We start from the raw sequence: 24,133 nt of genomic DNA, 5'->3' as shown, positions 1-24,133 counted from the left end.
TCATATGTTGGTGGTCACCATTCGGCGTAGGAGCCGTCGGGGTGCCGCCAGACGGGGCTGCGCCAGACAGTTCCCGCCTTGTCGGCCGCGCGGACCGCGGCCTCGTCGATCTCGATGCCGAGGCCGGGGCCGGTGAGCCGCTCGACGTGCCCGTCCACGAACGTCAGCGGGGTCTTGTCCAGGCAGTAGTCGAGCACGTCGGCGCCGAGGTTGTAGTGGATGCCGAGGCTCTGCTCCTGGATCAGGAAGTTCGGCGTGGCGAAGCCGAGCTGCAGGCAGGCCGCGAGGGCGATCGGGCCGAGCGGGCAGTGCGGGGCGAGCTGCACGTCGTACGTCTCCGCCAGCGTGGCGATCTTCCGTACCTCGGTGATGCCGCCCGCGTGCGACAGGTCCGGCTGTGCGACCGCGATGCCGGCCTGCAGCACCGGCAGGAAGTCCTGCCGGCTGTAGAGCCGCTCCCCGGTGGAGACCGGGACGGTGGTCGAGCGCACCACCTCGCCGATGAGGTGCGAGTTCTCAGGAACCACCGGCTCCTCCAGGAACATCGGCCGGTACGGCTCCAGCAGCGGCGCGACCCGGCGGGCGTTGGCCAGGGTGAAGCGCCCGTGCAGGTCGACGGCCACGTCGCGGTCGGGGCCGAGCACCTCGCGGGCCGCGGCGACCCGGGCGACCACGCCGTCCAGCTCGGAGACCGACGCGAGCCGGCTCATGCGGCCGGAGGCGTTCATCTTCACGGCGGTCAGACCCGCCTCGACCTGCGCGGCGATGTGTTCACGGACCTCGCTCGGGTCGTCGCCGCCGACCCACCCGTACACCCGGATCCGGTCCCGTACGGGGCCGCCGAGCAGCTGGTGGACGGGGGCGCCGAAGTGCTTGCCCGCGATGTCCCACAGCGCCTGGTCGAGGCCCGCCACGGCGCTGGCCAGGATGGGGCCGCCCCGGTAGAACGCGCCCTTCGTCATCACCTGCCAGTGGTCCTCGATGCGCAGCGCGTCCCGGCCGGTCAGCAGCTCCGCGAGCTCGTGCACGGCGGTGCGGACGGTCTCGGAGCGCCCCTCGCAGGTGGCCTCGCCCCAGCCGACGATCCCGGAGGCGGTCTCCACCCGGACGAACAGCCAGCGGGGAGCGACGAGGAACGTCTCGATGCGTGCGATGGTCGTCACGGTCAGCCCTTCGTCGCGCCGGCGGTGAGGCCGGAGACCACGTACTTCTGCACGAACAGGGCGATCACCATGATCGGCAGGGTCACCACGGTGGCCGCGGCCATCAGGCCGCCCCAGTCGATGCTGGCGTACCCGACGAAGTCGAAGATCGCGACGGGCAGGGTCTTCGTGTCGGCGTCGGAGAGCACGAGCGCGAACATGAAGTTGTTCCAGGAGAAGATGAACGACAGGATCCCGGCGGTGGCGATGCCCGGCACCGACAGCGGCAGCGTGATGCGCCGGAACGCGCCGATGTGGGTCAGCCCGTCGACCAGCGCCGCCTCCTCCAGCTCGGCGGGCAGGCTGTCGAAGAAGCCCATCATGATGTAGACGATCAGCGGCAGCGACACGAACATGTGGCTGATGATCAGCACGCCGAACCCGCCGACCATCCGCAGGTTGGAGAAGACGTAGTACCACGGCACCAGCAGCGAGACGCCGGGGATGACCCGGGCCATCAGCACCACGAGCGCCGACTTCCTCATGTTGAAGCGGCTCATCGAGTACGCGGCGGGCAGCCCGAGGATCAGCGAGGCCACGGTGGCGGCGAACGCCACCCAGAGGCTGTTGACGATGAACTCGACGTAGTTGGCCTGCTGGAGCACCTTGGCGTAGTTGTCCAGGGTGGGGGAGAACGCCAGCGCCTTGCCCGGGTCGTAGATGTCGACGTTGGTCTTGAGCGACGCCGAGATCATCCAGAGCAGCGGCGCGAGCAGCGCGAGCATCACGAAGACGAGCGCCGCCACCCGGAACACCCGGTACGCGGGACTGGGCCTCATCGCCGCGCCTCCTTGCGCCGGGCCGTCAGGGCCCACATCGCCCCGATGATGATCAGGAAGAAGATGATGAGCACGGTGGAGGAGACGCCGTACTCGTTGTAGTCGAAGCTGAGGCCGTAGGCGTACACGTTCAGGGTCTCCACCTCGTGGAACGAACCGCCGCCGCGGCCCTTGGTGGCGTACAGGATGTCGAAGGTCTTCAGCGCGTCGATGCCGCGCAGCAGCACCGCGACGGTCAGCGTGGGCATGAGCAGCGGCAGGGTGACGTGCCGGAAGCGCTGCCAGGTGCTCGCCCCGTCGATGCGTGCCGCCTCCTGAGGCTCCTCCGACAGCGAGGTGAGCCCGGCGAGCAGGATGAGCGCCACCATCGGCGTCCACTGCCACACGTCGATGAAGATCGTGGTGGGCAGCGCCGAGTGCTGGCCGGCGAGCCACGGCTGCGGTCCGATGCCGAACCAGCCGAGCACCTGGTTGGCCATGCCGATGTTCGGGTCGAAGATGAGCCGCCACATCATGCCGACCGCGACCGGGGTGGCGACGAGCGGCATGAGGATCGCGACGCGGACCCACCGCTCGCCCTTGAACGGCCGCCACAGCAGCAGCGCGATCGCCATCCCGAGGACCACCTCGAACACGAGCGCGGCGACGGTGAAGGTGGCCGTCCGCCCGACGGCGGGCCAGAACCGCTCGACGTCCGTGAGGACGTCGACGTAGTTGCGCAGGCCCACGAAGTCGCTGTCGGCGCGGACGGACCCTTCGGCGTCGGTCAGGCTGAGATAGCCGGTCCAGGCCAGCGGGAACACGAGCAGCGCGGCGACGAAGACCATCGCGGGCGCGGCGAAGAGCCATTTGCGGTGGTCGTTGACCCAGAGCACCCAGGCGGGCGTCTCGGGGGTCTCGGGGGCGCGTGGTGGCTTCTTGGTGGTGGTGATCGTTGCCATGGGGTCTCCAGAGGTCGGCGGTCCGGCGGGTGACGGGCCGGGCCCGTCACCCGCTCGCCGCTTACTTGGCCTCGTCGTCCAGGAACTGCTGGAACGCCGCGTTGGCCGTGTCGGCCGCGGCGGCGGCGTCCTTGCCGGTGATCGCGTCGACGATCGGCTGACCGACGATCTCGCGCGCCTCGGCGACCTTCACGACCTGCGGCCGGTCATGGCCGACGCCGGTCTTGTTGCTCGCCTCGATGGCCGCCACCATGTCCTCGGGGAACGTCGAGGTGCCCTCGGGGCTGGCCCACACGGACGTACGGGCTCCCGGCACGCCCGACTTCTGCTGGGCGAGCGTCTCCTCCTTGCTGGTGGCCCACTCGATGAACTTCCAGGCGTTGGCCGTGTTCTCGGAGCTCGCGTTGACGCCGAGCGCCCACGACGGGATGTTGTACGGCTTGGAACCGCCGGGACCCGCCGGGAACGGCGCGAAGCCGACCTGGTCCGACACCTTCGACTTCGCCGGGTCGGTGGCGTTCTTGTAGAGCGAGTTCGCCTCGGTGTAGAAGGCGGCCTTGCCCTGGGTGAAGATGGCCATCGCCTCGGGCCAGCCCATGTCGGTGCTGACGTTCGCCGGGCCCGCGTCCTTGATCAGCCCGCCGTAGTAGGCGTACGCCTGCTTGGCGGCGTCGCTGTTGACGGCCGCCTTGCCGCCGCCGTCGACGAAGTCGCCGCCGAAGCTGTAGAGGAAGCTGGAGAACTGCGTGACCGCCGTCGACTTGCCGGTACGGGCGACGAACCCGGCGACGTCCGGCTCCGCCGCCTTAATCTTGGCGGCGGCGTCCTTCAGCTCGTCGAGGGTCTTCGGCGGGGCGTCCAGCCCGGCCTTGGCGAGCAGGTCCTTGCGGTAGTAGAGGACCTCCTGCTCGGTGATGATCGGGATGCCGACCGGCTTGCCCTCGTACGTGGTGGCCTCCATCGGGCCGGACTGGAAGTCGCTGAAGTCCCAGGTGGGCGACTTCACCAGCTCCGACAGGTCGGCGAGGTAGCCGTTGCGGGCGAAGAGCTTGCCCTCCTGCAGCGGCCGGTACATCATCACGTCGATGTCGGCGGAACCGGCGTTCAGCTTGACGTTGTACTGGTCGGAGAGCTGGTCCTCGCCGAGCTGGGTGACCTCGACCTTGAGGCCCGACTGCTTCTCGAACTCGGGCAGGGCCTTCTTGATGTTGTCGGTCCACACGTGGTTGGCCAGCGTGACCCTGATCGTGTCGGACGCGGCGCCGTCGTCGCCGCTGCCGCACGCGGACAGGGTCATGGCGGCAACCACGGCCAGCGATGTACCGATGATCGATCGACGTCGCACGTCATCTCGCCTTTCTGTCATGGCCGCCACCCCCCGGAAGAGCGCCGCATGTTCGTAACATCTGCTTAATGTGGGGATGCTAGGCGCAAAAAGCGGATTTATTCAAGGGATCGTTATCAACTGATATGCTTTGTTGCTGTGACTCAGTCCTCCGCAAGGGCTGCCACCCAGCACGCCTCCGCCGAGGCCGGGTTGCACGCACGCGTCCTCGACCACCTCGGCACCGCGATCTGCGACGGTGAGCTGGCCGCCGGGGCGGTTCTGAGCATCGACGACCTGGTCGAGCGCTTTCAGGTCTCCCGGTCGGTGATCCGCGAGGTGTTGCGGGTGCTCGCGTCCATGGGGCTCATCGAGACCCGCCGCCGGGTCGGCATCATGATCCAGCCGCCCGAGGTGTGGAGCGTCTTCGACCCGCAGGTGATCCGCTGGCGGCTCGCCTCCGGCGCCCGGATGGCGCAGATGCGCTCGATCACCGAGTTGCGCACCGCGATCGAGCCGCACGCCGCCTGGCTCGCGGCCGAACGGATCGGCGACGACGAGGCGAGCGAGTTAGTGGGACTCGCGGCGAAGATGTGGGCCGCGGGCAAGGCAGGTGACGAGGCACGCTTCCTCAGCCTCGACATCGAGTTCCACCGGCGGGTGCTGGTCGCGTCCGGTAACGAGATGTTCGCCAAGCTGCAGCTGATCGTGGCCGAGGTGCTCGCCGGACGGCACCACTACCACCTGATGCCGCACCACCCGCACGAGCGGGCGCTGCAACTGCACACCGACGTCGCCCACGCGATCCAGCGCCGCGACGGCGACCGCGCCCGCCAGGCCATGGTCGGCATCATGGAACAGGGCTTCGCCGAGATGAACTTCATGTGGGGGAGAACCGCCGACCCGGACGAGCGGTGACATGACGAAGGGCCCCGGCACACCCACCGAGGCCCTCCCCGACCGACGACCCTCATGTGAATCACCGACGTGATCACCGCCTCGTCGCCCGGTCGTGCACACGTGGAGCCAAAGGCCGACGCATCACCCTGCGCCCACAGCGGGGAGCATGAAGCCCTGCAACGCGCACCAGAGGCACAGCACCGACGAATGGCAGCAACGCCACGCCCACAGGGCAGGTGTGGAGGGCACCATCGCCCAAGGGCCTGCGGCGGTGCCGCTGTCGTCGGATCGCCAAGACCCATCTCCAGCACCTTCTCATCGCCGCGGCGATGAACCTCACCAGGATCGACGCGTGGCTCACCGGAACGCCGCCGGCCCCGACCCGCACCTCGCGCTTCGCCGCCCTGCGCTCGGTGGCGTGAGAGGGTGTCGTCAACCCCGACGATCTTGGTTGGAGCGCAAAAGACCAGCACGCTAGCGGTCCCGCCGTGTCAGTAGCAGCGCATGTCCGTCCAGGTGTCGTCGTACATGCCGCCCAGGTCGATGATCACTGATTTTGTGGCGGAGGCGTCATCCACGGGGGAGCCGGGCTCGTCGAACAGCGTGAAGGCCGCAACCTCGTAGTCGCCGAGGTCTCCGTCGGGGTCTTCGATCTTTGCCTGGCGGTAGTGGTTCAGCACCTCTTGGACGGGCCGCTCGGTGGAGAGCTCGAAGCGGATGGTGTACCAGCAGTCGCCGGAGTCGCCCCTCACCTCGACTTGCGGTTCGAAGTACCCGAAATCTGTTCCGGGTGGCAGCGGATACGCCTGGATGCGGCCCACCATGCGCGCCAGCCGGTGGTCATTGATCCACACCGGCGCCATGACGATCGCCGCGAGCAGCAGGAGCGGCACTGATAGCAAGGCCAGGCAGCCGCTTCGGCGAGCCACTCGTGAATTTCGGGACTTCTGCGGTGGTGCGGGTGCGGGCGGGTCCCGGGGAATCGACATGGATCACATGATCGCTTACCCGTTCCCCCTCCCGTGAAGTTGCCGCCCTGCTCGGAAGATGGACTTAGGGATCAAAGGCACTCCCTGATGAGCCCGGCGTGCACCTCCCAACAGGAAACGCCCCGTGATCACACACGTGACCACGGGGCTGCTTCTGTTTGGCTTACGTCCCAATGGTGTCCGACTGCCGGGGTCCTTCTCCAACTGGCTCGAAGGACCCCGGCCCAGTACCGTCGGGGTGCTACGAGCAGTGGGTGCGGGGGCGGTGGAGGTTCGTGACCAGGCGGTCGAGCAAGGCGGGGTCATTGGGGAGTTGGCCGTGCTCGACGCCCGGGTTGTCGGTCAGGCTGAAGTGGTGGCAGCGCATGGCCCGCCAGACCCGGATGGCGGTGTTGGTGATGTCCTCCTGGTTGCCGTCGCCGTCCCGGTAGATGAACCCGTCGGGGTCGGCGATCTGCCCGACGGTCAGGTCGTCCAGCCGCGCGCCGACGTCCGTCGGCAGGCCCGAGCCGCGCTCCCCGTACACGTCGACGTTCGGGAACGACCGGCGGTCGGCGAACTTGACGAAGCCGATGTAGTGGTCGGCGAGGCGCAGGGCCGTGCGCAGCCGCGCGTCGGCGAACAGCCGCGGGTAGTCGCGCGGCGTGTAGGAGCGGCCCGTCGAGGAGTCGTGGATCACCACCTCGCGGTCACCGAAGATCGCCGGATCGGCGGCGCTCATGTACGTCGAGGGCACGCTCCGGTACATCAGCGCGCTGCTGAGCGCGTTCTCCCTCGTCGTGGGGTAACCGAAGTCGCGAACGTTCTGCCCGGTGAACAGCAGCGAGTACATCGCGCCCTGCCCCGGCATGTTGCCCGCGATCGGGGTGAAGCCGTGGATGTACCTGTCGCGCCACGCCTGGCTGGAGTGCGTGATCAGGTACTGCGCGTACAGCGGGCCGTTGGAGTGGCCGACCAGGTGCACCGGGCGGTTGCCGTTGTCGCGGTAGGTGTCCTCGATGAGGTCGCGGGTCCGCTCGAGGAAGCCGCCCATGTCGGGGGTGAGCCGGGCGTCGTACCCCGCGACCCTGATGTCCTTGTCGCGCCGGTATCCGGCCCGCTCCAGCCGCTGGTACATCGCCTGGTAGTACGGCGCGCTGGCGGTGCTGCCGTAGTCCATGAGCTCGACGGTGACGCCGGGCTGCTCGGAGAAGCGCGCCGACATCGGCACCGACGGGTCGTGGCGGTAACGCAGGGTGAGCAGCCTGTCCTGGCAGACCTGGCTGAACCTGCTCGGCTGGTCGTTCTGGAACCAGTCCTGGAAGGTGCCCGAGCGCGGGCAGTCGCGCGCGGTCGTCTGGTCGCGTACGGTCACCAGCAGCTTGGTGAAGTGGAACGCGGGAAACAGCACCACCGGGGCCTTGACCGGCGGTTGCGGCGGTCTGGCCGGCCCCCCGAACAGCCCCAGCGGAAGCAGCGCCGCCAGGACACCGTGCATGTAGCGACCACCCACCATCGAAACCCCCAGAAGACATCGTTCGCGTGATCACGCTCTGTGATGGTCGCACGTCGTCCGCCGTTTCCACGGACGCCGCGACAGGGTCAGGAGCGTGTCGTCCGGGGGAGCGCGGCAGCAGTGGTCCTGGCCGACGAGCGCATGGTCATGACGAGGACGGCCGACCCGGCGAAGATGACCGCCGCGACGACGGCGGTGACGTGCAGACCGGCGGTGAACGCCTCGCGCGCGGTGTGCAGCAGTTCCGCTCCCTGGCCGGCGGGCAGGTGCCCGCTCGCGGCGATTGCGCCGGCCAGCGAGTCGGACGTGCCGTCCGTCCGGCTGCGGTAAATCACGGCGGCCAGTACGCCGAGCAGCGCGAAGCCGAGCGAACCGCCGAAGTAGTTGCCGGTCTCCGACATCGACGCCGCCGAGCCGGCCCGCTCCTGCGGCACGGACCCCATGACCAGCCCGGTGCCCAGCGCGAACAGCGGACCCGCGCCCAGCGCGAGGACGGCGATGCCGAGCATCACCAGCGGCAGGCCGTCGGCGCCGTCGACGCCCACCAGCAGCAGGCTGCCGAGCGCCGACACGACGAGCCCGCCGACGATCGCCGTCGTCTGCTTCATCCGCCGGGCCAGCGCCGGTGCGGCCACGGTGCCGAGCGCCGAGCCCACGCCCATCGGCATGAACAGCAGCGCCGACGCGACCGGGGAAAAACCCAGCACGCTCTGCAGGTACTGCGTCACCAGCAGGCCCGTACCGGCCATGGCGAGGCCCGCGAGGACGAGCGCGACGAGCACGGCCGTGAACGGGCGGTTACCGAACAGCCGCAGGTCCAGCAGCGGCGTCTGCAGCCGCAGCTGGCGGCGGACGAACAGGAACCCGACGGCGGCGCCGACGACGAGGGCCGCCGCCGGGACGACGGGGACGCTCTCGACGGTCAGCTGCTTGATGCCGTAGACCATCAGCAGCACCGCCACGAGCGACATCCCGACGCTGGTCAGGTCGAGCCGGCCGGCGCGGTCGCCGCGGTACTCCGGCAGCAGCACCGGCCCGGCGAGCAGCAGCACCGCCATCGCCGGCACGGCGGCCAGGAACACCGACCCCCACCAGAAGTGCTGGAGCAGCAACCCGGCGAGCACGGGCCCGAGCGCACCGCCGGCGAACTGGCAGGCCGCCCAGATCGCGATGGCCTGCCCGCGCTGCCGTCCGTCGAACATGTTGGTGATCAGGGCCAGCGTGGACGGCGCGAGCGTCGCGCCCGCGACGCCCAGCAGCGCCCGCGCCACGATCAGGGTCAGCGGGTCGGCTGCGAGGGCCGCCACCACCGACAGCACCGCGAACGCCGCTCCGCCGATCACGAGCAGCCGCCGGCGGCCGATCCGGTCGCCGAGCGTGCCCATCGTGATGACCAGGCCCGCCACCATGAGCCCGTAGCTGTCACTGATCCACAGCTGCTCGACGTTGGTGGCGCCCAGGTCGGCGCTCAGCTGGGGGAGGGCGAGGAGCAACGTCGTCATGTCCATGGCGACCAGCAAGGTCGGCACCATGAGGACGGTCAGCCCCAGCCATGCCCGGTTGACTCGCATATCCGGAAGTCCTGTTCTCTCGAGGTGTCTCCGCGTTGGTCGGAGCCGTCGAGAGCTTCATGACATCGGTACGGGAAACTCTCGGGGCCGCTGTCCTTCAGCGGCCCCGAGCGGGTGTCACAGGAGCTTGTCGAGCGTGATGGGGAGGTCGCGGACGCGCCTGCCGGTGGCGTTGTGGACGGCGTTCGCCACCGCGCCCGCCGCGCCGACGATGCTCAGCTCGCCGATGCCGCGCGCCCCGAGATCACTCAACAACGTGTCCGGATAATTCAGGAACTCCACTTCGATGGGTGGAATGTCGGCGTTGACGGGCACCAGGTAGTCGGCCATCGTGGCGTTGCCGAACCGGCCCGTCCCCGGCTCGATCCGCAGGTCCTCCAGCAACGCCTGGCCGATCCCCATGACGACGCCGCCGACGATCTGGCTGCGGGCCGCCTTCGCGTTGACGATCGTGCCCGCGTCCACCACGCTCAGCCACCGCGTCACGCGCGGCTCGCCGGTCCACCTGTTGACCCGTACCTCGCAGAAGTGCGCGCCGAACGAGCGGAACGCGTGGCTCTGCGAGGCGTTGCGCGGCGAGGTCGCCGTCGCGTCGAGGTCGGGCAGGCCCAGCAGGGCCAGCAGCTCGCCGAACGGCATCGCGCGCCCGCCGTCGCCGACCTCGCCGCCGGCGTAGGTCACCTCCTGGCCGTGGAACGGCGACTTCTCGTGCTCGGCGGCCAGCTTGACCAGCGCGTCCCTGGCGGCCTGCGCGGCCAGGCGGACCGCGGGCCCGTTGCCCGAGGTCGAGCCGGACCCGCCCGCGCTGACCGCCGGAGGCGTCGCCGAGTCGCCCAGGTCGGGGATCACCCGCTCGACCGGGATGCCGAGGACGTCGGCGGCCAGGATGGCGAACACCGTCGACTGCCCGGTGCCGAGGTCGGCCGCGGTGCCCGACACGACCACCCGGCCGTCGTCGCGCAGCCGTACGTTGATCGAGGCCTCGCTGCGGAACGCGCCGAAGGTGGCCGTGCCCATGCCCATGCCCACCAGCCAGTCGCCGTCGGCGACCGCTCCGGGCACGCGACCGCGCCGCGACCAGCCGAACCGCTCGGCGCCGAGCGTGTAGCACTCGTCCAGGTGCTTGCTCGACCACGGCAGCCCGCTGACCGGGTGGCGCGACGAGTCGTTCTTCCTGCGCAGGTCGAGCGGGTCCATGCCGAGCGCGTCGGCCAGTTCGTCCATGGCGCTCTCCAGCGCGAAGGAGCCGTTGGACTCGCTGGGCGCGCGCATGATGGTGGTCACCGGGACGTCGAGGGTGACGACCTTCCTGCTCGCGTGCAGGTTGGGCGCGTCGTACATCGACAGCGACAGGTCGGCGACCGCCTCGTAGAAGCTGTTCGACGCCGACCGGCTGGAGACGCCGTCGTTCCTGACGGCCACCAGCGTGCCGTCCGCCGAGGCGCCGAGCGAGACGGTCTGCGAGGTCAGCGGCCGGTGCCCGACGACGGTGAACACCTGCTCCCGGGTGAGCACCGTCTTGACCGGCCGGCCGAGCACGCGGGCCGCCGCCGCGGTGAGCGGGGTGTGCGCCCAGGTGGCCCACTTGTTGCCGAAGCCGCCGCCGACGTACGGGTTGATGACGCGGATGTCGGCCGGGTCCATGGCCAGCGCCTCCGACAGCCGCTCCACGGCCAGCCGCACCCCCTGCGTGGCGGTGTGGATTGTCAGCCGGCCGCCCGTCCAGGACGCCACGGTGGCGTGCGGCTCCATCGCGACGTGCGTCTCGGCCGGGGTGGTGTACGTCGCGGTGATCGTGACGTCGCTCGCCGCCAGCGCCTCGTCGATGGAGGCGACGCCGTCGGCCAGCACCTCCTGCGCCGGCGCGCCCGTGGCGGGCGGTTCCGCGCCGGCGAGGCCGTCGGCGAACGACGCCCTGGGACGGTCGGCGTCGTAGCGCGCCGTCACCAGCGCGGCGGCGTCCCTGGCCTGCTCGAACGTCTCCGCGACGACCAGCCCGACGGCCTGGCCGTGGTAACGGATCCGGGTGTCCTGCAACGGCGCCGCCAGCTCGGCGCCGCCCTCCTTGAGGAACGGCCGCACGTCGAGCGGGTTGAACGGCGTGTAGACCGCGATCACGCCGGGCGCCCGCTCGGCCGCGGCGGTGTCCATGGCGAGCAGGGTGCCGCGGGCGACCGTGCTGGTGAGCAGATAGCCGTACGCGAGCCCGTCCGGGTGGTGGTCGGCCGCGTACGCCGCCGCGCCGCTGACCTTGACCGGGCCGTCCTCCCTGTTCGCCGACCTCACCGACATCATCGCCGCTCCGCCAGTTCCGCCAGGGCGCGCAGGATCGCGCGCTGCGCCAATGTCACCTTGAAGGCGTTGCCCGCCAGCGGCCGCGCGCCCTCGGCGGCCAGCGCCGCCGCGGCCTCGTGGCTCTCGCCCGCGCGCAGCGCCGCCTCGACGGCGGGCAGCCGCCACGGCACGGTGCCGACGCCGCCGACCGCGACCCGGGCGTCGCGCACCCGGCCGTCACGCAGGTCGACCGCGACGGCGGCCGAGGCCAGCGCGAACTCGTACGACTGCCGGTCGCGGACCTTGACGTAGGCCGAGTTCGCCGCCCACGGGAGGTCCGGCACGACGATCTCGGTGACGAGCTCGCCGAGCCGCAGGACGTTCTCCTGGTGCGGGGTGTCGCCGGGGCGCAGGTAGAAGTCGGCGAGCGGGACCGTGCGCTCGCCGTCGGCGCCGCGCAGCCGTACGGACGCGTCCAGCGCGACGAGCGCCACCGCGAGGTCGCTCGGGTGCGTCGCGACGCACGAGTCGCTCGTGCCGAGCACGGCGTGGCCCCGGTTGTCGCCGTGCAGCGCGGGGCAGCCGCTGCCGGGCGCGCGCTTGTTGCACGGCGTGGTCACGTCGCGGAAGTAGCCGCAGCGGGTGCGCTGCAGCAGGTTGCCGCCGAGGCTCGCCATGTTGCGCAGCTGCGGTGAGGCGCTGAGCAGCAGCGCCTGCGAGATCACCGGGTAGCGTCCGGCCACGTCGGGGTGGCGGGCGGCGTCCTCCATGCGTTCCAGCGCGCCGAAGCGCAGGCCGTCCGGCTCCTGCCGGACGCCGCGCAGCGGGAGGCGGTTGATGTCGATGACCTGCTCGGGGGTCATCACCTCGAGCTTCATGAGGTCGACCAGCGTGGTGCCGCCGGCCAGGAAGGCCGAGGAGCCGCCGGCGAGGTCGAGGGCCCCGGCCACGTCGTGCGGGGCGGCGAAGTCGAACGCGCGCATCAGTCTCTCGCCTGCTTCACTGCCTCGACGATGTGCGGGTAGGCGCCGCAGCGGCAGATGTTGCCCGACATGGCCTCGCGGATCTCGGCGTCGGTGCGCGCGTGGCCCTCGCGCAGCAGGGCCACCGCCGACATGACCTGCCCCGAGGTGCAGAACCCGCACTGCAACGCGTCGCAGTCGATGAACGCCCGCTGCACCGGGTGCAGGTCGTCGCCCCCGGCCAGGCCCTCGATCGTGGTGACCTCCCGGTCCTCCAGCGCGGCCACCATCGTCAGGCAGGACAGCACCCTCCTGCCGTCCACGTGCACGGTGCAGGCGCCGCACTGCCCGCGGTCGCAGCCCTTCTTCGTACCGGTCAGCCGCAGCCGTTCGCGCAGGGCGTCGAGCAGCGTGGTCCGTGGGTCGACGCCGAGCCGCCGGGGCGTCCCGTTCACCGTGAACGCCACCTCGACCTCGCGCTGCCGGGATAGATCACCTTCCATAAGCCGGACCGTAGGGTTTCCGCACGTCTCCGGTCAAGTGCAGACATCTGACATCTGAGGGATGGGCGCGTGAGAGGGCGAGCTACCCTTGGGCGCGTGGATCGGGTGGAGACGCGCGAGCTCGAGTGCTTCGTCGCCGTCGCGGAGGAACTGCACTTCGGCCGGGCGGCCGAGCGGCTCGGCATCGCGCAGCCGCCGCTCTCGCGGACCATCGCGCGGCTCGAACGACGGCTGGGTGTGCGGCTGTTCGAGCGGACCAGCCGCCGCGTCGAGCTGACCCCGGCGGGCAGCGTCTTCCTGACCGAGAGCCGGCGGGCGCTCGACGCCATGGACACCGCCGTCCACCGCGCCCGCCGCGCCGCCGGGCGGCAGCGGCTGGTCGTCGCCACCCGCCCGGGCACCGGTCCCGGGCTGATGGCGAGGACGGTACGCGCGTACGAACGGCTGCCGGGGGCGGTGCCGGTCGACGTGGTGTTCACCCACGACCAGGTCGGGGCGTTGCGCAGCGGCGCGGCGGACGTCGGGCTGATGTGCGGCACCCATGACCTGGACGGGATGACGGCCGTCGAGCTCGCCGAGGAGCCGTCCGTGGCGCTGCTGCCGCCCGACCACCGGCTGGCCGGGCGGCCCGCGGTGACGTTCGCCGAGGTCGCCCGCGAGGACGCCTACCGGGAGCACTGCCCGGCCGACACCCTCGACCGGATCGTCGAGCTGGTCTCCCTCGGCCGGCTGATCGTGGTGGTGGGAGCGAGCGCCGTCGACCGGATCGGGACCGCCGTGGTGGCGGTGCCGGTGTCGGACGCCCCGGCCACCCGGCTCGTGCTGGCGTGGCCCGACGGCGGGCCGCACCCGGCGCGCACGTCGTTCGTCCGCGCCGCCGAGGAGGCGGCGGCCGGGCGCCGCCACCTGGACCGCGCCTCCTGAACCGAGCCCAGCCAGGAGCCGGGACGGACTCCGGGTCCTGCGCGTCCCGCGGGTCCGGACGCTAGACCAGTCCGAAGCCGAGCTGGGTCGCGCCTCCGTCGGACACCAGCTCGACCCCCGTGATGTAGCTGCTCGCCGGCGAGGCGAGGAAGAGCGCGGCCGCGGCCTGCTCCTCGGGGCGCGCCATCCGGCGCAGCGGGATCGCCGCCGAGTGGTCCGCCCGCCACCGCTCGCGCGCCGCCGCGTCCAGCCCGGAGGCCTCCAGCGAGGCGTCCATCGCGGGCGTGTCGGTGGCTCCCGGCGCGAGCGCGTTGACGCGGATGCCGCGACCCTTCAGCTCGTTCGCCCACGAGCGGGCGAGCGACCGCACCGCGGCCTTGGACGCCGAGTAGACGCTGAGGCCCGCCTGACCGCTCGTGGAGGCCATGGACGTGACCAGGACGATTGACGCGCCGTCGTTGAGCACCGGCAACGCCTTCCGCACGGTGTGGACCGTGCCCTTCACGTTGATGCCGAGGACCTTGTCGAGGTGTTCCTCGGTGATGTCCGCGAGCGCGACGAACTCCCCGTACCCGACGTTGGCGACCAGGGCGTCGACCCGGTTGCCTTCCTCGGACACCCTGGCGTACAGACGGTCCATGTCCTCGGGGTCGGTGACGTCTCCCCGTACGCCGACCGCGCCGTGGCCGATCGCCGCGACGGCGGCGTCCAGTTCCCGCTGCCTGCGGCCGGTGACGTAGACCAGCGCGCCCTCCTCGGCGAAACGCTGGGCCGTGGCGAGGCCGATCCCCGTGCTGCCGCCCGTGACGACCGCGACCTTGCCGGTGAGCTGTCCCATGTGAAACTCCTGGTGGTGCCGTGAATGAAACATCACGAGTCCACCAGCGGGAGCGCGCCGCGCCAATGATCACTCTGATATGCGGCGATGCGCGGGGGGTATCGGTGCCGGAGAGCGCCACGCGGGAACAATGACGGCATGGAGAAAGTCCCGCTCGCGGCCGTGGCCCGCGACCAAGCCGCCCGGGCCGTCACGGCCGGTGGCGGACATGCCGCCGGCACCGTCTACGGCAGCCGCGGCACAGCACTCCGCCAGACGGTCATCGGCATGAGACAGGGCGCGCGCCTCGCCGAGCACGAGAACCCCGGCGAGGCGACGGTGCAGGTGCTGCGGGGGCGTGTCCGCATGATCGCCGGTACGGAGTCGTGCGAGGCGGGCGCCGGCGACCTGCTCGTCGTGCCCGACGCCCGCCACAGCCTCGAGGCGCTGGAGGACTCCGCGGTCCTGCTGACCGTGGTCAGAGCGCCGTGACCAGCCCTGAGAAGTCGTCGCCTGTGCCCGTTCCTGAGCGGCGGTGGCCGGCCGCGACGGCGGGCCGCGTCGGCGCCGACGGCCGGCGAGGCGGTAGGCGCGTGGAATCGTGATATGTCTGGCGGGTGAATCGGCGGCATGTCGCCATGCTCCTGCTGCTCGCGCTGTGCTCGTCGTGCCGGCTGCCCGCGAGTGACCCGCCACGGCCGCCCACGCCGGGCGGCCCCGCCGCCGCCACGCCGTCGACGGCGGCTTCCGGCGGCTGGCGTTACGTCCACGTAGGTGACGGGGGCCGGCTGTGGGACGTCGTGGCCACCGCTCCTGACGACATCTGGGCCGTGGGGGCGAAGGGCGACGCGGCCGTGCTGGTCCACTATGACGGCCGCGCGTGGCGACCGGCCGAACTGCCCCCGGACCTCGGCGCCGTCGAGCGGCAGGAGGATCTGCTGCTGGGCGCGTCAGGACGGGGCGAGCTGTGGCTGTTCCGTCCCGGCCTGGGCACCCGCGTCCACCACTGGGACGGCACCCGCTGGGACGAGCTGCGCGCCTATCCGGGGGAGGCGTCCGACGCGCAGGTGTTCGCCCCCGACGACATCTGGCTCCTGGCCGCAGGACGCCGGGCCGGCCACTGGGACGGCACCCGCTGGCGCACCTTCGCCCTCCCCGTCTCAGGGGCCGCTCTCGCCGCCCGTGGCCCGGACGACATGTGGGTGGTCGGACACCGGCGCCCTGACCCGGCGCGGGAGGAGTTCACGCAGCCGGCCGCCGCGCACTGGGACGGCCGTGCCTGGCGACCGGTCGCCACCCCCGCCTACCGCTTCCCCGACCCTGCCCCGCCCGAGGAGTCGGCGTTCTTCGAAACGGCCGCCGCCGGGCCTGGCAGGCAGGCGTGGGCTGCGGGACAGCACACGTTCAACGGCGGTGAGGGCGGCCCCGACCCCGCCGTTCCGCCACCCGTCGTCACCCACTGGAACGGCTCGGCCTGGACCGCCGTCACGGTGCCCACGCAGATGGTCTGCTGCGTGCTGCTGGCCCCCGACGGCACGGGCGGCGCCCTGCTGGCGAGCACCGCCAGGGGCGTCGACAACACCTGGCGCCTCACCGCGGCCGGCACCCCGACTCGGCTGCCGAAGGCCAGGCTCCCCGCGTCGACGGAGCCCGGGGAGTCGCCGTGGGCGGTCGGCGACATCATGGGCATGACGCACGTCCCCGGCACCCGCCTCGTCATCGCCGTCGGAGCCCTGCACCGAGCCGACGGGTCGACCTGGGGCGCCGTGGCCGAGTTCCGCGCACCCGAGCAGCCGTCCCCTGTGCCTACAGCCGCCGGTAATAGACGGTGATCGGCAGGGGAGTGCAGCCGAGTTTCTCGTACAGGGACCGGGCGGGGGCGTGGAAGGGGTCGCCGCCGGTGCCGATCTCGACGACCTCGGCCCCGAGCGCCCGCATGTCGCTGAAGGCGCGCTCGCACAGCGCGGTGCCCGTGCCGGAACGGCGGTGGCCGGTCGCGACGGCGAGGTGCGTGACCGTGCCGTTCCTGCGGGCCACGTCGACGCTCCAGGCCACGTAGCCGGTGACGGCGTCGTCCGCCTCGGCGACCGCGACGTACTTGTGCTGGGCCGGGTCGTGCAGCCGGGCGACCTGCCTGCGGTAGTCGCCCCGCCAGTCGCCGTGCTGGTTGGCGAAGACGACGTCGCCGACCAGCGGGTGGAAGTGGTCCTCGTAGAACGGGCGGAACGTCTCGATGGTCAGCTCGGTGAGCCGCGCGAGATCGTGCCGGACGAACGGGCGAATACGCATGGAAATGCGCCTTTCAGGCTGAGGGCTGTGATACCCGGACGAGGAAGAAGGGGCATCGGTCGGCCGCGCCCGGCCTGCGCACAGGCCGCGGGCAGGCCCTCAGGGACGAATGCGCCAAGCGGCGAAGCACTCCATGGCCCGCCATAGTAGCGTCCGTGACCTCGCGGCGGCGGTAACGACGTCACGCCTGCCGCGATCAGGGGAAAGGGGAGAATCCGCGCCTTTCCACTCCCAACGTATAGCGCACCCGGGGGCTTGCGGCAAGACCCGGGTCGTGCCTCACAATCGAGGGCCGAGGCCCGAGACCTGCGAAAACGTCTCGCACGGTGCGTGTCGGCGCGACCCGCACCCTGCCACCACCCCAGGTTCGTACGCCTCGGCGCACGCGAGCACCACAGATCGGAGATGACGCGGTGACCCCGCTGACCACGAGCGCGTTCGACCTTCCCGGACACCTCACCGCCAAGGCCGACCCGGCGTTGATCGCCCGCGACGAGCGGCACTTCGCGGCCGTCGCGCAGAGCCTGGAACGGTCGATCGCCGAACTGTCCGAACGCCTCGACGCCGCACGAAAGGCGCCCGGCGGCGCGGGCAGGCAGGCCCTCGACCGCGACCTGGAGATCCACCGGCTGACCGCCCGCCTGCGCGCGCTGCGTCGCTTCGGCCTGGACCTGTGCCTCGGCCACATGGTCGGCGCGGACGACGCCGAGCCCGTATACGTGGGACGACTCGGCCTCACCGACGGCGAGGGCCGCCGGCTGCTGATCGACTGGCGTTCCCCCGCGGCCGAGCCGTTCTTCGGCGCCACGCACGCCAACCCGATGGGCCTGGCCAGCCGCCGCAGGTACCGCTGGACGCGAGGCCGCATCAGCGACTACTGGGACGAGGTGTTCACCCAGGACGGGTTCGACGGGCACGCCGCGCTCGACGACCAGTCCGCCTTCATCGCCAGCCTGGGCGGCAGCCGCTCGGCCAGGATGCGCGACGTGCTCGGCACCATCCAGGCCGACCAGGACGCCGTCATCCGCGCCGGGTCCAGCGGCGCGCTCGTCGTCGACGGCGGTCCGGGCACCGGCAAGACCGTCGTCGCGCTGCACCGCTCCGCCTACCTGCTCTACTCCGAGCCGCACCTCGGTCACCGCGGCGGCGTGCTGTTCGTCGGCCCGCACCACCCCTACCTGACCTACGTCTCCGACGTCCTGCCCAGCCTCGGCGAGGACGGCGTACGGACCTGCACCCTGCGCGACCTCGTCCCAGAAGGAGCCGCGGCGGCGCCCGAGGAAGACCCGGACGTGGCCCGTCTGAAGGCCTCCGCCGACATGGTGCAGGCGATCGAGCCGGCCGTCCGGTTCTACGAGAACCCGCCCACCGAGGGCATGACGGTCACCACCCACTGGTCCGACATCTGGCTGAGCCCCGACGACTGGGCCGAGGCGTTCGCCGCGGCGGAACCCGGCACCCCGCACAACGAGGCGCGCGACCAGATCTGGGAGGAGCTGCTCACGATCCTGGTGGACAAGCACGACGGCGACGCCTCGCCTGACCTGCTGCGCAGGTCGTTGCGGCAGAACAGGGAACTGCTCGCGACGTTCAACCGCGGGTGGCCGCTGATCGAGGCGACCGACCTGGTCGCCGACCTGTGGTCGGTGCCGGCCTACCTGCGCCTGTGCGCGCCGTGGCTGAGCGCCGACGACATCCGCAGGCTGCGGCGCGCGGAGCCGCAGGCGTGGACGGTGTCCGACCTGCCGCTGCTCGACGCCGCACGGCACCGCCTCGGCGACTTCGGGGCGTCCCTGCGCAGGCGCAGGCAGGACGCCTCCGTCGCCGCCGAGCGGGAACGCCTCGCGCAGGTCGTCGGCAACCTGCTCGAGGCCGACGACGACGGGGAAGGCATCGTCACCATGCTGCACGGCCGTGACCTGCAGGAGGCCCTGGTCGACGAGAGCGCGCTGCCGGCCGCGGAACCGGACCGGCTCGCCGGCCCGTTCGCGCACATCGTCGTGGACGAGGCCCAGGAGCTGACCGACGCCGAGTGGCAGATGCTGCTGCTGCGCTGCCCGTCCAGGAGCTTCACCGTCGTCGGCGACCGCGCCCAGGCCCGGCACGGGTTCACCGAGTCGTGGCGGGAACGGCTGGAACGGGTCGGCCTCGACCGGGTCGCCCTGGCCTCGCTGACGATCAACTACCGGACGCCGGAGGAGATCATGGCCGAGGCCGAGCCGGTCATCAGAGCGGCGCTGCCGGACGCCAACGTGCCGACGTCCATCCGCCGCAGCGGTGTCCCCGTCGTCCACGGGTCCGTCGCGGAGCTGGCAGAGGTCCTCGACACCTGGCTCGCCGAGCATGCCGAGGGGGTCGCGTGCGTCATCGGCCACCCCGGGTTCCGCTCGACGTCCCGCGTCCGGTCGCTGACGCCGGAGCTGTCGAAAGGCCTGGAGTTCGACCTCGTCGTGCTCGTCGACCCGGAGAGGTTCGGCGACGGCGTCGAAGGCGCGGTCGACCGCTACGTCGCGATGACCCGTGCGACCGGGCGACTGGTCATCCTCAGGAGCAGTTGACCGTCACAGCGCCAGGGCGGTCATGAGGGACATGCTGGCCGCCATGCCGGCCGCGCACATGTCCTGACCCCGCGTCCCGTCGCGCGGAGGCAGGAGGCGGACGAGCCGGCCGCAGGTCCACACCACGCCGATGACCAGGGCGAGCACGGCCGGCGACCCGCCCGCGTGCGCGTGCCCGCCGAGGACGGGCCCGCCGGACGCGGTCAGCGCCAGGAGGAGGGACATGGCCACGAAGTCCTGGATGTGGTGACCGGTCTCATCGCGCCGGCGGGGGGACCCGCACAGCCAGCCCGCCGCCAGCAGCACGAGCACCGCGACGGCGCGCGGCATCCCGCCCAGGTGCCCGGCCGCCATCCCGAGCGCCATCACGACGTACGGCCACCTTCTCGTGGGACGCGCGGAGGGCAGCAGAGCGGGGACGAGCGCCAGGACGCAGCCGACCCAGCCCGCCACCGTGTGCAGCAGGGCCTGCATCAGCCGGCCCCGGCTTCCCCCCGCCAGGCGCGCCGCGTCATCCGGGTCCGGCGGTGGCCGGCGTGCTGATCGAAGCGGGCGTCCATGGTGACTCCTTGCCGTCCCTGGTGGTCATACCCCTCCTGACCGGACACCCCGGCGAGCTGTGACGCGGCCGGTCGTCGTCACAAACAGGGACGCTGTCCGGTCATGTTTGTACACGGCCGGATCGAGCCGGCCCTTCCGTCGGAGGACACCCGATGAGCACCGAGCACGCCCACTACCTGGACAACCCCGACAAGAGCGGGCCGCCGCCGCAGATCGACGTGGTCGCCACCGTGCCGGGCGCGCCGCCCGCGCCGGAGGGGGCCGAGGCGATGACGATCCGCGTCACGTTGCCGCCGAAGAGCCCGGGCGCGCCCCCGCACCGGCACTCGGGCCCCGCGTACGGGTACGTGATCAAGGGGGCCATCAACTTCGAACTCGAGGGCGAGCCCGTCAGGGTCGTCCGGGCCGGTGAGTCGTTCTGGGAGCCGGGCGGCGACGTCATCCACTACCAGGACGGCAACCACCTCACGGACGAGGAGTCGGCGTTCGTGGTGACCATGTTCTGCGCGCCCGGTCAGCCGATGCTGACCGTGGTCAGCCCGGAGGAGCTGGAAGCCCGGCGGGACCGTCGCGCGCCCACGCCATGAGCAAGGTTTCGCTCCCCGCGCTCGTACGCCGCCAGGTCGCGCTCGCCCGTGCGGCGAGCAGCGGTCGCAGCGCCGCGACCGTCCACGGCGGACATGAGCGCGCGCTGCGCCAGACCGTGATGGCCCTGCGGCAGGGCGAGCACCTGCACGAACACGAGCACCCCGGCGAGGTGACGGTGCACGTGCTGCACGGGCGGGTGCGGCTGGTCGCCGGGCGCGACTCGTGGGACGGCCTGCCGGGCGACCTGCTGATCCTGCCGCCGCGCAGGCATCGGGTCGAGGCCGTGCAGGACTGCGCGTTCCTGTTCACCCACGCGCGCTGAGAGGCGGGAACCGGGCTCTGGTTCCCGCCTTCTCTTGCGACCGCTCAACCCTGCGCAGTACGTTTGACTCCGTCAACGAAATTGGTGGATGGAGGCAAGCATGCCTGATCGGGTGGCGGCGGTCCGGGCGTTCAGCCGGTTCTACACCGAGCTCATCGGCGTGCTCCAGGCCGGGCTGCACGAGACGCCCTACTCGCTCACCGAGTGCAGGGTGATCTTCGAGCTCGGCCGGTACGGGCAGATGGAGGTGGGCGAGGTGCGCCGGCTGCTCGACCTCGACGCGGGCTACCTCAGCCGGATACTCAACCGCCTCGAGTCGGACGGCCTGGTGCGCAGGGAACGGTCGGCCGTCGACGCGCGCCGCCAGACCGTCGTCCTCACCGACGACGGGCGGTCCACCTGCGCCATGCTGGAGGAGCGGGCCGACTCCCAGGTGCGCGACCTCCTGGCCGGGCTCGCCGAGGAGGACCAGGAGCGGCTCGTGTCGGCCATGACTCTCATCAGGGGGCTGCTCCAGAAGTCCTCGAAGGGCGCGGCGTACGTGCTCCGGCCGCCGCGCGCCGGCGACCTCGGCTGGGTCGTCCACCGGCACGGCGTCCTCTACAGCAGGGAGTACGGCTGGGGCCCCGGGTTCGAGGCGGAGGTGGCGCGGGTGGCCGCCGCGTACCTCGACCACGACTCCGCGCGCAAGGCGGGCTGGATCGCCGAGGTGGACGGCAAGCGCGTCGGCTGCGTCTTCTGCGTCCCACGGGATCCGGAGACCGCGCAGCTCAGGCTGCTGCTCGTCGAGCCGTCCGCACGCGGCATGGGCATAGGGAGGCGGCTGGTCGAGGAGTGCCTGCGCTTCGCCGCGGACGCCGGCTACCGCCGCATCATGCTCTGGACCCGCGACGACCTGGTCAGCGCCAGGCGCATCTACAAGGAGGCGGGCTTCACGCTGAGCGAGCAACACGAAGGCGAGGAGTCAGGCCACAAACTCACCGAAGAAATCTGGACCCGCGACCTGTAGACAACCCCACCGCACCGCCCGCGCCTGCGGGCCGCTCCGTCTTCCCCCGGCGGCGCGCGGATGGTGACGGCGGACTTCCCGAGCGTCGGCATGGCGGCCGGCCTCGTACGGGTGGCCGTCCGTACGAGGCGTTGACCGCCGGGCGGCGCCAGGGCTACCTTGACGCTGCGTCCGCCAGGCGATCGGGGAGCCATGAACCGCGAGAGGGTCACACTGACCGGCCCTCAGGAGACCATGCTCGCCACCTTGTACAGCCGGGCGTTGGACAGCCGCGAGCGCCACTCCGTCCTGCGCGACCACTGGGCCGAGACGGCCGTCGAGCGCATCGACTACGACTTCGGCCGGACGGGGATCAACCGCGCGACCGCCGCGGGCGTCGCGCTGCGGGGCAAGCTCCTCGACGACTGGACCGGACGGTTCCTGGCCGAGCACCCCGGCGCCACGGTGCTGCACCTGGCCTGCGGCCTCGACACCCGCGCGCACCGGCTGGGCCCGCCACCCGGCACCCGCTGGTACGACGTCGACCATCCCGAGGTGCTCGACCTGCGCGAGCGGCTGCTGCCGCCTCCCCCGGGCGAGTACCACCTGATCGGCGCCTCGGTCACCGGCGACGCGTGGCTCGACGAGGTGCCCGCCGACCGTCCGGTGGCGGCCGTGTTCGAGGGCCTCAGCATGTACCTGCGTGAGGAGGACGGCAAGCGGCTCGTCCAGCGCATCGCCGCGCGGTTCCCCTCCGGGGAGTTGCTCTTCGACTGCTACGGGAGCTTCGGCATCCGGCTGCAGCGCCTGGTGCCCGCGGTGCGCAACTCCGGGGCGACCCTGCACTGGGGCATCGACGACCCGTACGAGCTCGAGAGCTGGCACGACGGCCTGCGCTGCCTCGACGCCGTGCGCAGCGTGGACACGCCCCGGCTTGTCGACTTCCCCGTGCCCGGCCGGTGGAGCCTTCGGATGATGTCCCACCTTCCGCGCGTACGAGACGTGGGCCGCATCCTGCGCTACGCGTTCTGACCCACCCCGGCGCGGGGCAAAACGGCCATATTGGACGGGCTTTCGTGTGCCGCCAAGTCGCCCTCTCCCGACGACAAAGCTTCGATCTGTCATGTCACGACACGCCGGTCCAAAACGGTCATTGAGCGGTCGTGTGGGCACTTTTCTGCGTAACTCGACATAAGGCGTGCGCGTTGAGGTCGGGTCGGTAGGGATCTAGCTGGAGGAGGAACATGTACCGCCTGCTCGGCGCCATCGTCATCGCCACCGTGGCGGGCCTGGCCACCCCCGCTTGGGCCGCCGCGCCCGGCAACATCGAGGTCATCGCCCACCGGGGCGGATCCGTCAACGCCCCCGAGAACACACTCGCCGCCTGCGCCCTGGCCAGGGCCCAGCAGGCCGACGCCTGCGAGTTCGACATCCAGCAGACCAAGGACCACCAGCTCGTCCTCATGCACGACGAGACGCTGTCGCGCACCACCGACGTCGAGCAGGTCTTCCCCGGACGCAGCCCGTGGCACGTCGCCGACTTCACGCTCGCGGAGATCCGGCGGCTCGACGCCGGCTCGTGGTTCTCCTCGCGCTACCGGGACGAGCGCGTGCCGACCCTCCGCGAGGCGCTCGACCAGCTCGGCGGCAGCGGCACCGGGCTGCTGCTGGAGGTCAAGCATTCGCCGCGGTCGCCGGACATCGATCAGCAGGTCGCGGCCGTGCTGCAGGAGACCAGGGACCAGTGGCGCGGCAACCTCGTGCTGCAGACCTTCGACTGGCGGGCGCTGCGCGTGGTGCACGACCAGGTGCCCGAGGTGCCGATCGTGCTGCTCGGCAACCCGTCCCTGGAGCAGCTGAGAGGCGTGGCCGACTACGTCAGGGGCGTGACGCTGTCGCAGCGCCTCGTCACCGAGGAGTACATCAAGGAGCTACGGCGTAAGCACATGCGCGTCTACGCCATCGCGGGCGGTCGCAGGCCCGTCATCCGCCGCCTGATGGGGTACGGGGTCGACGGCATCCTGACCAGCAACCCCGAGCGGGTGGCGGAACTCACCTGGCGGCGCGGCGGCCGCTGAGCCCGCTCGCGCACGACATCGCCCCGCGGCCCGGACGGGCAGCGGGGCGATGTCGGTCTCGGCCGCGG

Annotated in this window: 23 protein-coding genes; 10 read left to right on the top strand and 13 right to left on the bottom strand. The window is 71.6% G+C overall.

The features are described 5' to 3' along the window. Positions 1-14: 14 nt before the first annotated feature. From dgoD to BLR04_RS27370, 4 genes are all read right to left on the bottom strand, one after another. Positions 15-1,163 carry a galactonate dehydratase gene (dgoD, locus tag BLR04_RS27385; RefSeq protein ID WP_090770560.1) on the bottom strand — a complete coding sequence of 383 codons (1,149 nt, stop codon included), beginning with the start codon at positions 1,161-1,163 and terminating at the stop codon, positions 15-17. A gap of 2 nt (positions 1,164-1,165) precedes the next feature. After that, on the bottom strand, positions 1,166-1,981 hold the full coding sequence (locus BLR04_RS27380; protein ID WP_090770558.1) for a carbohydrate ABC transporter permease: 816 nt from the start codon (positions 1,979-1,981) through the stop codon (positions 1,166-1,168). Next, positions 1,978-2,922, bottom strand: a complete 945-nt coding sequence (locus BLR04_RS27375; RefSeq protein ID WP_218129197.1) for a carbohydrate ABC transporter permease — start codon at positions 2,920-2,922, stop codon at positions 1,978-1,980. The genes BLR04_RS27380 and BLR04_RS27375 overlap by 4 nt, the downstream gene beginning before the upstream one ends. A 61-nt stretch (positions 2,923-2,983) precedes the next feature. Then, the gene (locus BLR04_RS27370) at positions 2,984-4,267 is read right to left on the bottom strand and encodes an ABC transporter substrate-binding protein (RefSeq protein ID WP_218129196.1); all 1,284 of its coding nucleotides are present in this window, start codon (positions 4,265-4,267) and stop codon (positions 2,984-2,986) included. Positions 4,268-4,405: 138 nt separating this feature from the next. Between BLR04_RS27370 and BLR04_RS27365 the strand changes: the two genes are divergently transcribed. Beyond that, positions 4,406-5,164 (top strand): FadR/GntR family transcriptional regulator, encoded by a 759-nt coding sequence (locus tag BLR04_RS27365; protein WP_090770554.1) that lies wholly within the window; start codon positions 4,406-4,408, stop codon positions 5,162-5,164. Positions 5,165-5,637: 473 nt separating this feature from the next. Here the strand turns inward: BLR04_RS27365 and BLR04_RS27360 are convergent, their stop codons facing one another. The 6 genes from BLR04_RS27360 to BLR04_RS27335 all read right to left on the bottom strand — a co-directional run bounded on the left by BLR04_RS27360 (position 5,638) and on the right by BLR04_RS27335 (position 12,940). Next, positions 5,638-6,039 carry a hypothetical protein gene (locus tag BLR04_RS27360; RefSeq protein ID WP_090770552.1) on the bottom strand — a complete coding sequence of 134 codons (402 nt, stop codon included), beginning with the start codon at positions 6,037-6,039 and terminating at the stop codon, positions 5,638-5,640. Positions 6,040-6,376: 337 nt separating this feature from the next. Continuing rightward, positions 6,377-7,612, bottom strand: a complete 1,236-nt coding sequence (locus tag BLR04_RS27355) for a lipase/acyltransferase domain-containing protein (protein WP_176903307.1) — start codon at positions 7,610-7,612, stop codon at positions 6,377-6,379. Between the two features lie 104 nt (positions 7,613-7,716). Further along, positions 7,717-9,201 (bottom strand): MFS transporter, encoded by a 1,485-nt coding sequence (locus tag BLR04_RS27350; protein WP_090770548.1) that lies wholly within the window; start codon positions 9,199-9,201, stop codon positions 7,717-7,719. Positions 9,202-9,318: 117 nt separating this feature from the next. Beyond that, positions 9,319-11,496 carry a xanthine dehydrogenase family protein molybdopterin-binding subunit gene (locus BLR04_RS27345; protein WP_218129195.1) on the bottom strand — a complete coding sequence of 726 codons (2,178 nt, stop codon included), beginning with the start codon at positions 11,494-11,496 and terminating at the stop codon, positions 9,319-9,321. Next, positions 11,493-12,458: an FAD binding domain-containing protein gene (locus BLR04_RS27340; protein ID WP_090770543.1), complete on the bottom strand. Its 966-nt coding sequence runs from the start codon at positions 12,456-12,458 to the stop codon at positions 11,493-11,495. The genes BLR04_RS27345 and BLR04_RS27340 overlap by 4 nt, the downstream gene beginning before the upstream one ends. After that, positions 12,458-12,940, bottom strand: coding sequence for a (2Fe-2S)-binding protein (locus BLR04_RS27335; RefSeq protein ID WP_090770541.1), 483 nt, complete (start codon positions 12,938-12,940; stop codon positions 12,458-12,460). The genes BLR04_RS27340 and BLR04_RS27335 overlap by 1 nt, the downstream gene beginning before the upstream one ends. 96 nt (positions 12,941-13,036) lie before the next feature. On the opposite strand from BLR04_RS27335, the gene BLR04_RS42460 reads away from it, so the two are divergent. After that, complete coding sequence (locus BLR04_RS42460) at positions 13,037-13,864, top strand: LysR family transcriptional regulator (RefSeq protein WP_218129194.1); 828 nt, start codon at positions 13,037-13,039, stop codon at positions 13,862-13,864. Between the two features lie 61 nt (positions 13,865-13,925). On the opposite strand, the gene BLR04_RS27325 is transcribed toward BLR04_RS42460, so the two are convergent. Beyond that, on the bottom strand, positions 13,926-14,702 hold the full coding sequence (locus BLR04_RS27325; RefSeq protein ID WP_090770536.1) for an SDR family NAD(P)-dependent oxidoreductase: 777 nt from the start codon (positions 14,700-14,702) through the stop codon (positions 13,926-13,928). 138 nt (positions 14,703-14,840) lie between these two features. Here BLR04_RS27325 and BLR04_RS27320 point away from each other — a divergent pair, with 138 nt between their 5' ends. Both BLR04_RS27320 and BLR04_RS27315 read left to right on the top strand, forming a co-directional pair. Then, a complete protein-coding gene (locus tag BLR04_RS27320) occupies positions 14,841-15,173 on the top strand; it encodes a cupin domain-containing protein (protein WP_090770534.1) in 333 nt (110 codons plus the stop codon). A 125-nt stretch (positions 15,174-15,298) separates the two neighbouring features. After that, complete coding sequence (locus tag BLR04_RS27315; protein WP_143022229.1) at positions 15,299-16,513, top strand: hypothetical protein; 1,215 nt, start codon at positions 15,299-15,301, stop codon at positions 16,511-16,513. On the opposite strand, the gene BLR04_RS27310 is transcribed toward BLR04_RS27315, so the two are convergent. Further along, entirely contained in the window at positions 16,488-16,970 is a 483-nt protein-coding gene (locus tag BLR04_RS27310) for a GNAT family N-acetyltransferase (RefSeq protein ID WP_090770529.1), read from the bottom strand. The genes BLR04_RS27315 and BLR04_RS27310 overlap by 26 nt on opposite strands. Before the next feature lie 413 nt (positions 16,971-17,383). On the opposite strand from BLR04_RS27310, the gene helR reads away from it, so the two are divergent. Then, positions 17,384-19,528 (top strand): RNA polymerase recycling motor ATPase HelR, encoded by a 2,145-nt coding sequence (helR, locus tag BLR04_RS27305; protein WP_090770527.1) that lies wholly within the window; start codon positions 17,384-17,386, stop codon positions 19,526-19,528. Positions 19,529-19,531: 3 nt separating this feature from the next. Here the strand turns inward: helR and BLR04_RS27300 are convergent, their stop codons facing one another. After that, a complete protein-coding gene (locus tag BLR04_RS27300) occupies positions 19,532-20,002 on the bottom strand; it encodes a hypothetical protein (protein WP_090770525.1) in 471 nt (156 codons plus the stop codon). A 239-nt stretch (positions 20,003-20,241) separates the two neighbouring features. On the opposite strand from BLR04_RS27300, the gene BLR04_RS27295 reads away from it, so the two are divergent. From BLR04_RS27295 to BLR04_RS27275, 5 genes are all read left to right on the top strand, one after another. Continuing rightward, positions 20,242-20,676: a cupin domain-containing protein gene (locus BLR04_RS27295; protein ID WP_090770523.1), complete on the top strand. Its 435-nt coding sequence runs from the start codon at positions 20,242-20,244 to the stop codon at positions 20,674-20,676. Continuing rightward, positions 20,673-20,999: a cupin domain-containing protein gene (locus tag BLR04_RS27290; protein WP_090770521.1), complete on the top strand. Its 327-nt coding sequence runs from the start codon at positions 20,673-20,675 to the stop codon at positions 20,997-20,999. The genes BLR04_RS27295 and BLR04_RS27290 overlap by 4 nt, the downstream gene beginning before the upstream one ends. Before the next feature lie 100 nt (positions 21,000-21,099). Further along, positions 21,100-22,008, top strand: a complete 909-nt coding sequence (locus BLR04_RS27285) for a bifunctional helix-turn-helix transcriptional regulator/GNAT family N-acetyltransferase (RefSeq protein WP_090770719.1) — start codon at positions 21,100-21,102, stop codon at positions 22,006-22,008. Between the two features lie 192 nt (positions 22,009-22,200). Continuing rightward, positions 22,201-23,019, top strand: coding sequence for a class I SAM-dependent methyltransferase (locus BLR04_RS27280; RefSeq protein ID WP_090770519.1), 819 nt, complete (start codon positions 22,201-22,203; stop codon positions 23,017-23,019). Positions 23,020-23,231: 212 nt separating this feature from the next. After that, on the top strand, positions 23,232-24,065 hold the full coding sequence (locus BLR04_RS27275; protein ID WP_090770517.1) for a glycerophosphodiester phosphodiesterase: 834 nt from the start codon (positions 23,232-23,234) through the stop codon (positions 24,063-24,065). Positions 24,066-24,133: the final 68 nt, after the last annotated feature.

It is taken from the genome of Nonomuraea maritima, assembly GCF_900100395.1.
Lineage (GTDB): Bacteria > Actinomycetota > Actinomycetes > Streptosporangiales > Streptosporangiaceae > Nonomuraea > Nonomuraea maritima.
The sequence above is the reverse complement of the archived record's forward strand: the minus strand, read 5'-3'. Positions and strand labels throughout refer to the sequence as shown.